This window comes from Ruegeria sp. BI12 (assembly GCF_056537985.1).
Window position 1 is genome coordinate 1,261,306 of sequence record NZ_JBQFSL010000002.1, and the last position, 15,041, is coordinate 1,276,346.

General features: G+C 55.3%; 13 protein-coding genes. 2 read left to right on the forward strand and 11 right to left on the reverse strand.

Annotation, left to right across the window (positions count from 1 at the left end):
* Window positions 1-567: 567 nt before the first annotated feature.
* Window positions 568-1,221: a YrbL family protein gene (locus ACR0AK_RS18865; protein ID WP_170560742.1), complete on the forward strand. Its 654-nt coding sequence runs from the start codon at window positions 568-570 to the stop codon at window positions 1,219-1,221.
* Between the two features lie 124 nt (window positions 1,222-1,345).
* On the opposite strand, the gene ACR0AK_RS18870 is transcribed toward ACR0AK_RS18865, so the two are convergent.
* The 6 genes from ACR0AK_RS18870 to ACR0AK_RS18895 form a co-directional block, all read right to left on the reverse strand.
* Window positions 1,346-1,951, reverse strand: a complete 606-nt coding sequence (locus tag ACR0AK_RS18870) for a YrbL family protein (protein WP_480794511.1) — start codon at window positions 1,949-1,951, stop codon at window positions 1,346-1,348.
* A gap of 281 nt (window positions 1,952-2,232) precedes the next feature.
* Entirely contained in the window at window positions 2,233-3,648 is a 1,416-nt protein-coding gene (locus tag ACR0AK_RS18875; RefSeq protein ID WP_480793813.1) for a polysaccharide biosynthesis/export family protein, read from the reverse strand.
* Window positions 3,638-4,279 (reverse strand): YjbF family lipoprotein, encoded by a 642-nt coding sequence (locus ACR0AK_RS18880; RefSeq protein WP_480793814.1) that lies wholly within the window; start codon window positions 4,277-4,279, stop codon window positions 3,638-3,640. Before ACR0AK_RS18880 ends, ACR0AK_RS18875 begins: the two co-directional genes overlap by 11 nt.
* Window positions 4,276-6,336: a YjbH domain-containing protein gene (locus tag ACR0AK_RS18885; protein WP_480793815.1), complete on the reverse strand. Its 2,061-nt coding sequence runs from the start codon at window positions 6,334-6,336 to the stop codon at window positions 4,276-4,278. Before ACR0AK_RS18885 ends, ACR0AK_RS18880 begins: the two co-directional genes overlap by 4 nt.
* A 363-nt stretch (window positions 6,337-6,699) precedes the next feature.
* Window positions 6,700-7,365 (reverse strand): sugar transferase, encoded by a 666-nt coding sequence (locus tag ACR0AK_RS18890; RefSeq protein WP_480793816.1) that lies wholly within the window; start codon window positions 7,363-7,365, stop codon window positions 6,700-6,702.
* Between the two features lie 477 nt (window positions 7,366-7,842).
* Window positions 7,843-8,109 (reverse strand): hypothetical protein, encoded by a 267-nt coding sequence (locus ACR0AK_RS18895; RefSeq protein ID WP_480794512.1) that lies wholly within the window; start codon window positions 8,107-8,109, stop codon window positions 7,843-7,845.
* 350 nt (window positions 8,110-8,459) lie between these two features.
* Between ACR0AK_RS18895 and ACR0AK_RS18900 the strand changes: the two genes are divergently transcribed.
* A complete protein-coding gene (locus ACR0AK_RS18900; RefSeq protein ID WP_480794513.1) occupies window positions 8,460-9,620 on the forward strand; it encodes a nucleotide sugar dehydrogenase in 1,161 nt (386 codons plus the stop codon).
* A gap of 221 nt (window positions 9,621-9,841) precedes the next feature.
* On the opposite strand, the gene ACR0AK_RS18905 is transcribed toward ACR0AK_RS18900, so the two are convergent.
* The 5 genes from ACR0AK_RS18905 to ACR0AK_RS18925 all read right to left on the reverse strand — a co-directional run bounded on the left by ACR0AK_RS18905 (window position 9,842) and on the right by ACR0AK_RS18925 (window position 14,826).
* Window positions 9,842-10,111 (reverse strand): spike base protein, RCAP_Rcc01079 family, encoded by a 270-nt coding sequence (locus ACR0AK_RS18905; protein WP_170566459.1) that lies wholly within the window; start codon window positions 10,109-10,111, stop codon window positions 9,842-9,844.
* 180 nt (window positions 10,112-10,291) lie between these two features.
* Window positions 10,292-11,740 (reverse strand): mannose-1-phosphate guanylyltransferase/mannose-6-phosphate isomerase, encoded by a 1,449-nt coding sequence (locus ACR0AK_RS18910; RefSeq protein WP_480794514.1) that lies wholly within the window; start codon window positions 11,738-11,740, stop codon window positions 10,292-10,294.
* A 171-nt stretch (window positions 11,741-11,911) separates the two neighbouring features.
* On the reverse strand, window positions 11,912-12,643 hold the full coding sequence (locus ACR0AK_RS18915; RefSeq protein WP_480794515.1) for a metallophosphoesterase family protein: 732 nt from the start codon (window positions 12,641-12,643) through the stop codon (window positions 11,912-11,914).
* A gap of 112 nt (window positions 12,644-12,755) precedes the next feature.
* Window positions 12,756-13,283, reverse strand: coding sequence for a hypothetical protein (locus ACR0AK_RS18920; RefSeq protein ID WP_480794516.1), 528 nt, complete (start codon window positions 13,281-13,283; stop codon window positions 12,756-12,758).
* A 433-nt stretch (window positions 13,284-13,716) separates the two neighbouring features.
* Window positions 13,717-14,826 carry a Hint domain-containing protein gene (locus ACR0AK_RS18925; protein ID WP_480794517.1) on the reverse strand — a complete coding sequence of 370 codons (1,110 nt, stop codon included), beginning with the start codon at window positions 14,824-14,826 and terminating at the stop codon, window positions 13,717-13,719.
* Between the last annotated feature and the right edge of the window lie 215 nt (window positions 14,827-15,041).

Below are 15,041 nucleotides of genomic sequence, written 5' to 3' on the forward strand. Positions count from 1 at the left end.
TGCGCAGAAAGATTTGTCTAGGCAATTGATCCCATGAAATGATGGCGAGATCTGTGCGTTCGTCGGGAACTTTGCAATATTCATAACGAACTGGCTGGGGCAGTTTTACGGATATTGATCCTGCTGGAGACCAGCAACCACACCTATCGCTCTGAGACAGTGAATTGGTGATCGCAAGACTTTGCCCAGGGCTTGCCCTTTTCAGGCCTGCCGGTTGAACACTGACAGACTCCGCTTCGTGAACACTCGCTTTTCGCAACACTGAACCGTGAGAGCGCGGTGGAAAACCTGCCAGAGCTGTTTTCGCAACCCTAGGGCCGGGCGCAAGCCGTGGCGTTGATCGACCGGATCATCGGCGTGGTCGAGGCCTAGATCCCTGAACTGAAATCAATGGCACACGATGAATACAGCAGTGACTCCATTGGTTCACGGTAACACTAAAGATAAGCGCGTCTGAGCAGTTGTAATTCAAGCGTAATGGTCCAAGTCGCTTTCAGCGGACAACGAAACATAGTCAACGGCGAATTATCGACTTGCTTTGGTCTGGAATCCACTTAGACAGAAAAAATGAACTGCCAACAAACCCCCAATCTGCTCGAACTTGGAAATAGTCCCGTCATAGCGAAGGGAAACAGGCAATTCGTGTATGAACACCCCTTTGACAAGGGGTTACTGTTAAAGATTCCGCAGCCGCATACGATGGTTGCTGGTTCTAGGCTTGTAACCGACAAGTGGTATGACCGGGCGTTTCGCCGAGCGACCGCTTTCAAGGGTTTTATGCGTGAGTTTGACGAAGCCTTTTTTCTGATGGTCCGCCATCAGGACAGCCCAGAGTCCATGCCTGTCTGTAGGGTTTTCGGCACCGCACCGACAGACAAGGGTCTGGCTTTGGTGTATGAACGCATTTCTGATCCGGATGGGCAGCTTTCACCAAGTCTGGGTCAATTGATCGCCGAAGATCGTCTGACGCCTCAGCACTTGAATGATCTAAATAAGCACTTCGACCAACTGTCCGACGAACGAGTCATCATTAGCAACAAGAACACAGGCAATCTTGTCTATCAAACCAGGCCCAATGGATCTGGGCGATGGGTTTGGATTGACAGTTTTGGGTCAAAGCAGGTCATTCCACTGAGAAGGTGGCTTCGCAGTTACAATGATCGCAAGCTCGGCCAGGTTCGAAAAAAATTCTTTGATTTGATTAACGCCGCAAGGGCTTGAACGTTTGGTCAGCCGAATTGATTGGTTTCAACAAGTCTTTGTTTGATGCGGCTTGGAAAACGTCTATTCAGCAGGTGGCTAATAAACCGCGGCCGAATAGACGCCACTGTCATCTACGCTTGTTTTAGCCCAGACCAAATGCCCGGCCCATACGTGTCCTGCGACGCTTGATAGAGTTGCGGAATGCCAGGTCGGAAACCAGCGTCAGCGGAAACAAAACCCTTTCACCTAAGCCATCAATTACGACCAGTTCTCCATTGCGCTCTTGTGCCCTTACAATGTTATCAAAGCTCAGGTCACCCACGATAATCCGGCCGCGCTCAAGGTCGTCCATGAGCTTCATGAATTCACCGTGCAACTTTTTGCGCTCGGACATGTCATCGCCCAACGCCGCCCGTTCGGACTCCAGTGTCGGCGCCAAATCGCCATCCGGTCCGGTCATCTTTTCTACGACCAATGCTGGTCCGCGAGATGTTGCAGCATATCCCATGAATTGTGCAAGGCGTTCAATCTCGGGACAGCCTCGCGTCAGCGCAGCCAAGTATTCGTTCGCTTCGCGGTTCCACTGACGAAGGTTGCCATAGCGTCTCTCGGCATATCGAGGAATTGCGTGATTGCGCACGGGTTCATCGATCCTGACTTTCAGTAGAGCGGACTCAACCATTGGATGCTGATAAATTTCGTAGTTGCGGCTTTGTCGCAATGGCTGGAGTTTACTTAAATCTATCATGTTGTTTTACCGATCCTAATAAAGAAAATCACCGACTTTAGCGATCCTTCCAAGCCAAGGTCTTCAATTAATCCTTTTCATGTATGAGGACAACCAGGTGCCAGAGCCAGGTTCTTTATTGCGGCATCTGGTGGGCTAAATCATAGGCATACGATCCGGTTCCGCAGTCTACGTTTTGCAGATGTATGATGTGCCCCGGTGCCCATCGCTCAGCCCGAACGACCCAGCATCAGCATTCCTCGATGCGACGTGAAGTCTATATGCAAACACCTTGTCCACTGTCAGTTCACTGCCGCGTTGATGGGAGTTGTTATTATTGAGGGTGTGATTTGGCTGATTGTTCTTCCCCATTTTGTGACGGGGTTTTCTGCGATGAAGATGATGTCGTTGGATCGCATCTGGAATTGTGCGGCGAGGGTGAGTTGTGCGGCGTTTCGGATGTCGAGGTGCCAGGCGGTTACGGCGCCGAATTCTCGCGCGTCCTGCGAGGCGCGCAGGACGTAGACTTCGGATGCGTCGCCGGTTTCCTTGGCGATGCCGCCGCCGGTGTCGAACAGGGCATCGGCCAGGGTGGCGGTTTGGTTGAACGGCAGGGCATATCGGCCCTGGGTGCGCACCTCGCCGGACAGGTAGACATAGTCGCGGTCAACCGCGTCCAGCTCGATGGATTGGATGTAGTTGCTGCGGCGCTCGTCCAGGTCGGCGCGGCGCAGGTTGACGGCGGTGTTCAGCTCTTGCAGGGCGGTCTGGCGGCCTTCCAGCACGGTTTCTCGTAGCGCGATCTGCTGGGCAAAGAAGCGCTCGGCCCGGTCCAGATCATAGTCGGTATCGACAAAGACCGAGTCATCGGCGATCAGGCTGAGGTTCTGCAATGCGGTGCGCGAATACAGGTCTTCGAGTGGGATCTGATACATCTGCCCGTCGCGGTAGATGCGGACCGAGGAATTGTCGATATCGCTGACCGAGACTGATCCTGCGGCCGCCAGCGCCTCGCCCAGGGTCAGCTGGGTCAGGGTGATGGGCTGGATGCCGGGCTGGCCGACGGCGCCGCCGACCGAGACGCGGCGCGAGTTGAACTCGGCGATTTCCAGGCTGAAGGTGGGGTCGATCTGGTTTTCCACCAGGCGCTGGAACAGCAGCGCCTCGGCCTCATCCACGGTCAGGTCGACCAGACGGACGCGGCCGACATCGGGGATGTTGATCGAGCCGTCATCCTGCACGGTATAGCCGTTGCGGCTGTTCTGTGCGGCCAGCAGGCCCGACAGCTCTCCGGCGGTGCCTTGGGTCGAGGGGGTCGACAGCACCAGCACGTCGCCGATGCCGATGGTGTAGGGGCCGGGATTGACCTGCGGCGGCGGGTCCAGCTGCAGCCCGGCACGCGACCCGTCCTGGGTGGACGGTGCCTCGGGCAGGGGGCCGGTGCCGCGCAGGCTGGTGGAGGAGCCGGATCCGGCGGACAGTCCGAACACCGTTGGCAGGGTCTTGGGCGAATAAGGCGAACGGTTGGCGACCAGCACGGTCTCGGGCGTGACCGGTACAACGCGGACTTTACCGGCGTCTGAAACGCCTGCGGTGACTGACGGGCTGCGATAGATTGTCGAACACCCGGCCATCACAACACTCAGAGCCAGCGAACTGAGGAGAAGTGGAATATGGCGCACGATACGTCCTCTGCTGTTGGTAGTCTTAGCTGTCATTGGGCACATCCTTTATGAACATGTTGCCGAGGAAGTTGCCGGTCCATTGTGAGGATTGAACAATGCGTCCTGAACTGTTTTGCACCCAGTAAACGTTGGTAAAACGATCCGCCACCCCGAAGCATTCTTCCTGCCATTTTTCCGTCGCGACGGGGTTTCCGCGCAGCAAGACGGTCTCGGGCCCCAGGGTGTCGATCCGACATTCATAGGCCCGCAGGTTGACCTCGTCATCGCCGTCGAGAAAGCTGTGGAACCGTTCGGCCCGGCCCGGTCCGGCGCCCAGGATCCGCGCCGCGCTTTGGCGTACATCGGACGCCGACATGCCGTCGCCAAACCCCAGGGCCGAGGTCAGCATGCCACGTTCCAGCGTGATGGTGGCCCCATCGGCGGTCAGCCAGGTCTGTACGCCTGCGCGCTCGGTCTCAAGCAGCATGACACCGGCAAGATCGCGACTGGGAAACCCGACCTCAAGCCGGGGCGGGATCGGGCGGCGCGCGCCAAGGACTTCGGCGCGCGGATGGAACCGGGGCGCGTTTGGGAACAGCGCGCTTTTTAACAGGTCGGCATCTTCCTGTGCTTCGCCGCAGGAGATCAGGGCCAGGGCCAGCAGGGCGCTGCGCAGGACCTTCATCGCCAGAACCTCCCCCAGCCGCGCGACAGATCCTGCGCGCGCGCCTCGCGGGTCACGCCATACAACCGGTTGCGCACGTTCAGCCGCGCGCCGCCATCGCGCAGGACGGGGCGGATGGTCTGGGCGATCTTGTTGCGCGACGGGCGGCCGGTAAACCACGAGACCGGGATTTCCAGCCGGATACCCTTGTCGAACGAACCCTCGCCAAACTCTTCCGAGCTGACATTTGTCAGGGTAAAGAACGCGCCCACCTTGAAGCCGTTGTTGAACTCGCGATCCAGCGTGAAGGTGGCCCCATAGTCGCCGGCCAGATAGCGCCCGACATCGACCTGCGCGTGATACTCGCCCGGCAGATCGTAATAGGCCGAGACATGCCCGGTGAAGACGTTGTAATCCTGAAAACCAAACAGCACGTCAAAGTCGCGTTGGGCGACATAGTTGACCTCGGCCCCGAGCGCCAGACGGCTGTTGTTGGGATACCAAAGCAGTTCGGTCGAAAGCCCGCCGAACATGGTTTCCAGATAGCCCAGCGTGGTGCGGGCATAAAGATCCTCGCCCGGTCGCCACATATACTCGGCGGTCATATGTTCGATCCGCAGGTTGGATTCGCGGGCATAGATGTTCCAGTCCGAGCGCACATGCGGCAGGGTCGAATCCGAGGCGCGGGTGCTGTCATCCAATGTGCTGAGGATCGGCTGGCGTATCCCGGTCGAAAAGGTCAGACCCGGCGACACGGTGTAATCCAACTCCAGCGCGGCACCCAGTTCGTAACGCAGCGGGTCGTCGGGATCAAAGAACGAGAAGTTCAGATAGGGACCGAACCGGTAGGCAAAATGCGGAAAGGCATCGGTGAGGAAACCGCCCTGCACCAACGGCAACGTGTCCGAGATCTCGGCCCGGGCAAAGCTGCGCCAGGCGTTGTCGGGGTCATGCTCCAGTTCATAGAGGTCATCGCGGTTGACGCGCACCGCGCTCAGCGGCACGCCGTTCGACATCAGCGCAATGTCGAAATGTTCGGCCTGGGGCGGTTCTGTATTGGCCAGCACGCGGGCGGTGCGGCCGAGGGCCTGGGCGGCCTGCCCATAGCGGTTGTTCTCCACCCCGACGCGGACAGTGTCGCCGCTGTCTGACAGATAGACCAGCCGCACCCCTTCCTGGTCCAGGGCAGATTGCATCCGCGCCCGAATGTCGCCACTGCTGCTGTTCGCTGTCGCAGCGGCGACCTGCGATTCAGGGAGCAACGGCGGCGGTGCGGCACCCTGACCGCCCGGTGTCACCGCTTTGCGCGGATTGACGAAATAGCTGTAGGTCAGCCCCAGCGAGGTGCCATAGAGATAAGAGGCCGTCAGCTGCGAACCGTTCCGGAACTGGTATTGGACACCAAAATTGAAGGGTGATTTAACCCGGAAACTGTCGTTGACGGCTTCCGCTGTGTACAGGTCGGGCGAATACTCGGCCAGAAAGGTCAGCCGGTCATTATATTGCCAGCTGGCGCCGCCAAACAAAGCCGCATCGCCGCGGAACCAGTTGCCGAATTCGACCTCACCCCCCTGGCCGTTCGAGTTTGACGCGGGCCGGGTGTCGAACCGGCTGCCGAATATCCCCAGCGGGTTCGAGAACGCACCGCGCCCTGCCATGCGGCCCCATCCAATGCCGCCGGTCAGTTTGAACCGGTCCTGAAAGGTCTTGGTGGCCACGAAATATTCCGCGGCATAGATGCCGGTGCCGCCAAAATCGCGCAGCCCCATCACGATGGCCGGGCCATGCCTGCTTTCTTCGCGCAACCGGAAATGGACGTCAAAGCTGCGGTCATATCGGGTGCCGCTCGTGCCATCAAACCCGTCAATCACCGCATAACGGAAGCTACCATGCACCCAGGGCAGCATCTGAAACGTCATCGTTGCCCGAGCGGTGTTCCTGAGACCTGCGGCGGTAAAGACAAGCGTGCCATCATCGAACATCTCGGCGGTGGGAATCTCGATCAGCCCGGGTGTGCCATAGGTCGATACGGACTGCGCCTGCGCCATGCCCGTTACAATGGCGCATATAAAGACCAAGAGGGCCTTCCGCCTGATTGTCACCGCTCGAATAATCTTCACGTCGTTATGTCGCTTTTTGGACGACGGGCTAGACCTTTCGCCAATCCACGTCCCGCCTCAATTTGCTCGAGGGCTTATTTCCTTTGTGTTTGTGGTGCAAATACAATTCCACACGTAATTTAATTGGAGATCGCAATAATTGAATTCTACTTTAGATTGAGTGAATTGCAGGAAACCTTCATATTGCTGTTGCGATATCCGGACCTGATTCAGATCAAAAAACGGGATTTATTGGCGATTGCCGCGCCCAAAGCTGACTGTGGCATGCTCGCGACCGCCACGGTTGGGCGCGAGGGGGTCCACCGGTACCAAGGTCCTTGATCAGGCCCCGCCGCGGCGCACCATGACAGCAAGTGTCCGCCACACAACGCGCATATCCATCGCAAGGCTGGAATTGGCGATATAGTAGAGATCGGCCTGAACCTTTTGATGCGTTGCATCTGTCCCTTCAATATAGCCCAGCTCGACCTGCGCCCATCCGCTGATGCCGGGGCGAACGTCGTGACGCTCCTGGTATCCGGGGACCTGCGCCAAGTACATGCGTGCATGTTCAATGTAATCGGGGCGGGGCCCGATCAGGCTCATCTCCCCTTTGAAAACATTAATGATTTGCGGCAACTCATCCAGGCGGCTCCGGCGCAGGAACCGTCCCAGCGGCGTGATCCTGTCTTCTTCCAACGGGCAATCTGCGCCGCGCTCGATCTTCTGGGCCGGGCGCATCGAGCGAAACTTATACGCCGTGAAAGGTTTGCAGTTCCGGCCCATGCGCTCTTGCGAGAAAAACAGCGGCCCCTTGTTCCAGAACGGGTTCAAAACCAACAGAACACCACCACACAACAGCATCAGAGGCAGCAGGAAAAATGTACTGATCAACAGATCAAACGATCGTTTGAAACCATGAAACACCAACCGCGAAACAGGGCCAGAAATCCGCCGCTCACCAGCCGAACCAGACGCCTCGTGATCAGAAAAATTGGAATCAAACATATTTACTGTAAAGCCTAACCGTTATCTATCGTTAAACACGCAATGAGGGATAAGTCATTCCTAAGCTCTTAGTAACCTACTCAAGAAATAGTCAACTGCCGGGTAAAGAATAGAGTTCATTTTTGTTCTTTTGCACATAAGTGACACAGTTCAGCGTGATAAATGGGAGAAACTGCAGGCATAAAATGAGGCTGCCAATTGTAAAAAACAGCCTCCTTATTCTGGCCGTCCTTGGACATCGGCAATCTGCCCGGCGCGACGCGCGGTCGATATATGACTGTTGCCGTCTATGAAGTAAGACTGAAAAGGGAAAAGAACCGCAACTTTACGTATGTCCGACACGGATCGTCAGCGTTCGCGAGGCCTTGTTCCGGGCCAGATCAATGCCTGGAATACTACGAGAACTATTGGTCCAAGCCAAAAAAAGCAGCGCACTTAAGCGGTGCGCTGTTTTCAATTAAGCCAACAGTTCAGGTTCTAGTTGGTGCCAGTCGTGCTTGTTGTGCTGTTTGTTGAGCCGCCGCCTGCAGCTGCTGCGATACCAGCTGCTGCTGCAACCGCGCCCAAAGCTGGGACAACCAGCGGTACAAATCCAGTGACGCCAGCAGCTGCAGCGGCACCACCACCCGCAGCGGCGCCTCCTCCGGTACCCGCGCCCGATTGCGTCGCAGCGGCGGCACCTGCGTCCTGCGCATATGCCGCGGTAGCCGAAAGGACCAGCGTAAGAAGAAACGCTCTGATCATCCTGAATCTCCTAAATCAAGTGTTGCCCGACCGTTATCATACAAGCTTCAACCTGAGAACGCCGAATTCCTTAAATTTGGTCAGATTTTCCGCATTGCCGCTAATTTGTTGTTTTACTGGCTTTTTCCATTTTCGCATCACGGGGAAACTTGAAATCGAGTGTGATTAACGTGCCTCAACTAGGAACTAACTTCCTGGCCGGCACACATATGGCTCAAGCCTGAAACAAGCGGGGCAAGCACAAACGAATTTTCAGAATGAAAGCGTGTGAAACACACATGCGCATTTACAATCGATAAGCAATAAAGCAGGTGGAGTACTCACCGGCTTGCAAATATGAGGGCTATGAAATGAAGATTGCGGTTGTAGGTCTTGGATATGTAGGGTTGTCCAATGCGGTGCTATTGGCACAAAACAACAATGTAACGGCAATCGACATTTCCGAAGAGCGGGTGCAAATGGTCAATTCCGGCCAATGCCCTATCGTCGATGCCGAGCTGGAAGATTTTCTTACCAACCGAACACTTTCGCTTAAAGCCACTACAGAACCGGCTTTCGAAGATGCTGAATACGTCATCGTGGCAACTCCGACGAATTATGATCCAAAAACCAACTACTTCGATACGTCTAGTGTCGAAGCTGTCGCCAAACAGATCATTGCGATCAACCCCAATGCCACCGTCATCATCAAATCGACAATTCCCGTGGGGTACGTTCAGTCGCTGCGCGCCGACCTGGGCAGCGACAACTTCATATTCTCGCCGGAGTTCCTGCGCGAGGGGCGGGCACTTTATGACAACCTACATCCCTCTCGAGTAATCGTTGGCGAGCGATCGGACCGGGCGCGGGTATTTGCCGAGCTTTTGCTTGAAGGTGCCGTGACCAAGGATGTGGACGTCCTATTCACCGGCCCGGATGAGGCTGAGGCGATTAAGTTGTTTTCCAACACCTATCTCGCCATGCGGGTGGCCTTTTTCAACGAGCTCGACAGCTACGCAATGGCCGGCGGCATGAACACCCGTCAAATCATTGAGGGTGTCTCACTGGATCCACGGATTGGAAAGCACTACAATAACCCATCCTTCGGCTATGGTGGCTATTGCCTGCCAAAAGATACCAAGCAGCTATTGGCTAACTACAACCATGTTCCGCAAAACCTCATTCGTGCCATCGTGGATGCGAACAGGACGCGCAAGGATTTCTTGTCCGATCGAATTCTGATGAGAGGGCCACGTGTCGTTGGAATACACCGACTTGTCATGAAGGCGGGCAGCGACAATTTCCGACAGTCTTCCATTCAAGGCATCATGAAGCGACTGAAAGCCAAAGGCGTCGAAGTCATTGTTTATGAACCCACGCTGGAAGAAGATGAGTTTTTCCGCTCCCGTGTGGTCCGGGATCTCGAAAGCTTTAAGTCCGAAGCTGACTTGATCGTCGCCAACCGCCACAGCCCCGAACTTGAGGATGTCGCGGACAAGGTGTTTACCCGAGATCTGTTTGGCGCAGACTAATCGGTTTTCACTTGCTCTACCCTATTGAGCAAAGACCGAAATTCACAGCCCAATGCCGGACTGGCCGGTCTGTTGGACGATACAGTTCTGCAAGGGGCAACTCTGGCATGAACGGAACTCAGCGCAGATGTCAAAAGACCTGCCGCCCATAACGGAGCGACAGCGTCGATTTTTCCAACCAGCGGAGAGCGGTTGTTAGCAACTAAAGCGCTGGACTGCGCCTAGGCCAGAACCATCGCGTGGATGCCGGACGCCGTGGTGCCGGTTGCGTGTACGCGCGTTGTCCCCACCGGCAGGATCGAAAAGTCCGACACTTGAACTGTACGGGTTTCGCCCTGAACCGTAGTTAGAACAACCGCGCCCCCGGCTTCGACATAAAGACCGATTGCCACTTCGGCCAAGTCCGAACTGTCCGAGGTGACAACCGGAACAATGTCGCGCGCGGGGCCGGACAAGCTGGAAGCTCGGTTACTGAATGGATTATTGGTCATTGTCCATGTCTCGCTGTCTGTATCGGTCAGCGGCACGTTAGGTACATCCGTTTAACGGTCCGAAAGCGCACCGCGCGTTGCGCCATCAGGCGCCCTGAACAAAGAAATACAGCGCATCAGAACACGTGATCCCTGCCGCACAATTGCAAGTCAACATTACACTGAAACCTCGGGCGCGGTTCAACCCTTGGCCCCCTGTCCGCGCGCGTATTTGTCTTCATAGCGCACAATATCGTCTTCACCCAGATAGGTGCCGGTTTGCACCTCGATCAGGACCATCGGGACCGTGCCTGGGTTTTCCATCCGGTGCACCGCCCCTAGAGGGATATAGACAGACTGGTTTTCGGTCACCAATTGCTCACGATCATCGATTGTCACGAGGGCAGTCCCCTCGACGACTATCCAGTGTTCGGAACGGTGAAAATGGCTTTGCAGGCTAAGCGAAGCCCCGGGGTGGACATAGATACGTTTCACCTGAAAACGCTCTCCGAATACCAGGCTTTCGAACCATCCCCACGGGCGGTGGTCTTTCGGAAACGCAGTCGCCTGCGACGCACCTTTTTTCTTGAGCGCGCTGACCGCTTTTTTGACGTCTTGCGCCCGCGACGCATCAGCGACCAAAACCGCATCATTCATTGCGACGGCGATGATGTTGTCCAGCCCGATACCTACGATTTCCAACTGCTCGCTGTCCGACCGCAACAGGGTGTTCTGGCAATCAATCGCCGTTGCCCCGTCACTGGTCACTACGCCTTGCGCATCCGGACCGCTTTCACGCCAGACAGCATCCCAACCGCCCAGATCCGACCATGCAGCACCAAAGGGAACAACCGACAAGTTCGTGGCTTTTTCCATCACCGCATAGTCGATTGAAATGTCATCGGCCCGCGCCCAGCTTTCGGGGTTGAGACGCAGGAACCCCAGATCCGGCACTGCGGTTTCCACCGCTTCCTTGACCGGGTCAATCAGATCGGGCGCATAGGCCCGGAAGGCTGCGATGATGTCGGCTGCGCGGAACAGGAAGATCCCCGCATTCCATTTGTAGTTCCCGGCTTCCAGCATTTCAGTCGCTCGGGCCAGATCTGGCTTTTCGACGAATTTCTTCAACGGAACAGGCGCACCGTCATCACCCGGAACAGCGGCAAGTTCAAGATATCCATACGCCGTTTCGGCGTGGGTCGGGGTGATGCCAAACGTCACCAATTTGCCTTGCTCAACAGCATCCAGCCCCCGGGCGACCGCGGCCTGAAATTCCGCTGCATCCGGCACAACGTGATCGGACGGAGCAACCAGCAATACCGCGCCCTTATCCTTTGAGTACGCATGTAGCGCCGCCGCAAGAACCGCTGGTGCCGTATTGCGCCCCTCAGGTTCGATCATGATCGTACCGGGATCAATGCCGATAGCCTGCAACTGTTCTGCAACAATGAACCGAAAGTCTGAGTTGGTAAGAACCACTGGCGCCTCAAACTCCAATTCTGCGTTTGCTCCCGATAACCGGCGGGCAGATGCCTGGAACAGAGTCTCTTCTCCGACCAGCGGAACGAATTGCTTCGGATAGCTCTTTCGGGACAAAGGCCAGAGGCGCGTACCGGAGCCTCCGCAAAGAAGGACTGGGCAGATCAACATAAAAAGCTCAATAATTTGACGCGGTTCATAATTTTCCTATTGAAACCGTCATGTCCTGACAAGGCTTGCCTTGGTTTGACCGAAAAAAGGATGCTCTGTACCGCAAACGCCGCCGAGGGCCCGAAATAGCGCGCTTTCAGTGTTTTCGACCACATTTCTGCGCGAAACACACTAAGAGCGGGCGCTAATGAAGGTAGGTTCGGCCCTATCCAGACACACCGCGCTCAGCACGCCGGTGGCAAAGGCTCCGGTATCCACGGCAATGCGCCCGCGTTGCGCAGACGGTTGGTCGACAATTGTGTGCCCGTAAACAACCCAAACCCCGTCACGCCGGTCGGTTGTCCGAAACTCGGGATGACCCCACATCAGCGTTTTTTCGGATTGTTGATCGGGGGACGTATTCGGATTTGCACCAGCATGCGTCACAAGTACGTTTCCGGAATAGTCACTAGTCCTCAGTTCTGTAATCCATTGAACCAGTTCTGGCCCCATCTTCACCAGCAGATTGTCCCGGCAGGCGACCAACTCAATAGCTGTCATCTCGGCGCGCACGTTCCGCACCCCAAATGAGGCCAATGTCTGCAAACCACCATAACGCAGCCAGCGCGGCCCATGTTGTTCGGGGTCGCGCAGGAAGTTCAACATCATGTCTTCGTGGTTTCCCTTGAGACATATGAAATCCGGATGGCCCTGAAGCAAACGCAGAACGTCTGCGCTGTTTTCGCCGCGATCGACGTAGTCCCCAACCAAAACAACCCGATGATCCTCCGGAATCTGAGGCAACAGAGTCTCCAACTGCCTTATGCAACCGTGCACATCACCAATTACGCAAGTCGGTGTATCCGGCAACGGCGCAGTAAAGACGGCGCGTCGCCCGAAACGTTGAAACAGCGATGACAGCACGTTACGGGGGCCTCCTGATTGGCTACGGCGACCAGCTAAACATTGAATTCAAGGGCCGGTGGTCAAGACCCAAGGCCTCTAGCATTTGCGCGCCGGACTAAGCAAGCTTCATTCAGGCCGCTTGGCAGGCAGGAATTCCCAATCTGATGATTTCTATGCCTTTGACCCTGTAGACACCGTTGATCCGATTGCGCCCTTTTTCCATGAACCACGTCTTGAGCGGTTCGGGATAATATGCGGCCATGACCTGACTGAAATGGTCAAAGTCTGCCGGGGCAAGCCGACGACCGCTGCGCGAAGGTCCGTGGAATCCAAATGTGGTATCAGGATCCACGCAAGTTCCGGGAAGTCCCAGGAACATTGTGCAGGTTGAAAAGCAGACGCGCCCCCGAATTTCGACCTTTATTCCGTTTTTCTGAAGATTTTCAATCTCGATCAAACGGTCATGCAGATACCCGCCACGATCGCTGCCAACAACCATCAGCCCATCGGCAAACGCCCATGAATAGGCTGAGGTCGCGGCAGTCAATAGACCCGCAAAAGCCGCCACCGCTACTACGCGGCTCCTGCCTAAAACAGGTTGGGTTTTCGATCCGCTTGGCGCTCGCTGAGTGCGAAACAGTTTCCTTATATCCAGCATTTATGTGCCTCCGATTCCAGTTGCGGACCGGATCAGAGGTAATTATGCGTGGTGCGTTCGCTGTGAGCGGAAGAGGCCTAAAATGTGTTTTAAGTCAATAGTTTAACTTTGTTTTGTTTTAATTTCTCTATATGCTATCTGGTCTGCTGGCACACTCAAATCAACTGAAAGCTGTTCGGATCGCAAACCTAGCTAATTGGCGTATAGCGGCTTTTTAGCCCTACTTCAGATATAGCGCAGAGGCTTCATTCTTATTGGTATCTATAGTGCGATAATCCGAACCTAATTTGCACTTGAGAAACGTTTTGCACTAAAGGTCATTCGCGCCTGGAAACAGGGCTGAGTGAATTGAAATTGCTCCGTACAAGCGGTGACAATTCGACAACTGGCTAGAGTCTCAAGCTAAGGCTATCTAAGAGAACATGAGGGACGATTAGCTATAAAGCGGCTTGTTGTTTGCCTGGTGCCGTTCCACCAATTTGCGCATATACCTGCCCTTTTTGGGGATGTAACGCGCAGATAACGCCTCGAACTGCGGATCGCAACATTCCGGAAATAAATCTTGGATTTCCTGCCGGGCTTCTGCAGTCACAGTCCTAAGAGCCTCTGGTCCGGTAAACAGGCTTTCCGTCAATGCCCCGTTCGACCAAATAAGCTCATGCCGATCGAAAAGCATGTGAAAATACTCGACACTTTCTGCAGTATTTGATGAATAGTCTATGCCATTCAGAGGCAACAGCTTTTTCGCCGGGATCAAGACGTCTTGGCAATCAAACATTCGCATAGCCACAGCGGATGACACCAGAATGCGGTGCTGCTGGGAAACCACCAAATCCTGCTTTGGGTATCCATCCCCTAGCGCATTCGCCCGGATAAGGATCGGTCGAAGGCGCGGTTGGGCCTCAAGTTCTGCACCACTCAGACTACGCGATCCGATCCAGCGTATGGGCCGCAATCCGTGATCATGAGTGAGAACCTGATCTCCAGCCCGCAGGTCCTCAATCGGAACCGGTCCTTGTTGTGTTTCAATCAGTGTTCCCGAAGCGAAACACAACACATCCACAAACTCGCCGTCGGCGTTTGTGGGGCCGGTCACGGACTGGTCAATCGTAATGGTGTTTGAGCCGGAGTCGTTCCAAGCAGCTGCGATTGCCGCGGAGTTAACGGTCATACCGTTGAACAATTCCAACGGTACCAGCGCACCGTTGTTCGCTTTTACGCCAAAGAGTTCGATGGTTCCGTCCGGCTCAACCACCAATCGAACGACCGGTTCGCCGTTGGTATTGCCAAGCTGCCAAACAGCAGGCGTATCGAATTCATATCGATCCCCGTCATCGAAACGAACAGTTTGACCAAATGTGCTATTTTCTTGGAACTGAAGTTCATTCGGCGCGCCAGCGGGACCGCCGACAAACAGATTTACACCGTTGACCTGCAGGCTGAAGCTGTTGTCAAGAGAGTCAAAATCAATAACAAAACCGCCACCAGGTGAAGTATCCGTGAACGTGGCACCACCGCCGCCAGAGATGTTGAAGTCTGCCATACTGCTCTTGACCTCTTCCCAAAATGTGACGGCTTTTTAACCGCCTATTTTGACTTTTTGGATCATAATATTGGCTTTTTTCTGTTCATTGGGGAAGAGCTATTTCAAGGACTCGCCCGACGCTACAAGTCTCATTTCACGCGTTTTTTTCGTGGTCAGATGGGAGTTACGCCGTCGCGATTTCGCGGGCAGGGAAGTTCTGACGAGTTTTTCTC

Excerpts from the sequence above, each read along its gene's own strand:
- ACR0AK_RS18865 (WP_170560742.1), top strand. The coding sequence starts at position 568 with ATGAACTGCCAACAAACCCCCAATCTGCTCGAACTTGGAAATAGTCCC.
- ACR0AK_RS18870 (WP_480794511.1), bottom strand. The coding sequence starts at position 1,951 with ATGATAGATTTAAGTAAACTCCAGCCATTGCGACAAAGCCGCAACTAC.
- ACR0AK_RS18875 (WP_480793813.1), bottom strand. The coding sequence starts at position 3,648 with ATGACAGCTAAGACTACCAACAGCAGAGGACGTATCGTGCGCCATATT.
- ACR0AK_RS18880 (WP_480793814.1), bottom strand. The coding sequence starts at position 4,279 with ATGAAGGTCCTGCGCAGCGCCCTGCTGGCCCTGGCCCTGATCTCCTGC.
- ACR0AK_RS18890 (WP_480793816.1), bottom strand. The coding sequence starts at position 7,365 with ATGTTTGATTCCAATTTTTCTGATCACGAGGCGTCTGGTTCGGCTGGT.
- ACR0AK_RS18895 (WP_480794512.1), bottom strand. The coding sequence starts at position 8,109 with ATGATCAGAGCGTTTCTTCTTACGCTGGTCCTTTCGGCTACCGCGGCA.
- ACR0AK_RS18900 (WP_480794513.1), top strand. The coding sequence starts at position 8,460 with ATGAAGATTGCGGTTGTAGGTCTTGGATATGTAGGGTTGTCCAATGCG.
- ACR0AK_RS18905 (WP_170566459.1), bottom strand. The coding sequence starts at position 10,111 with ATGACCAATAATCCATTCAGTAACCGAGCTTCCAGCTTGTCCGGCCCC.
- ACR0AK_RS18910 (WP_480794514.1), bottom strand. The coding sequence starts at position 11,740 with ATGTTGATCTGCCCAGTCCTTCTTTGCGGAGGCTCCGGTACGCGCCTC.
- ACR0AK_RS18920 (WP_480794516.1), bottom strand. The coding sequence starts at position 13,283 with ATGCTGGATATAAGGAAACTGTTTCGCACTCAGCGAGCGCCAAGCGGA.
- ACR0AK_RS18925 (WP_480794517.1), bottom strand. The coding sequence starts at position 14,826 with ATGGCAGACTTCAACATCTCTGGCGGCGGTGGTGCCACGTTCACGGAT.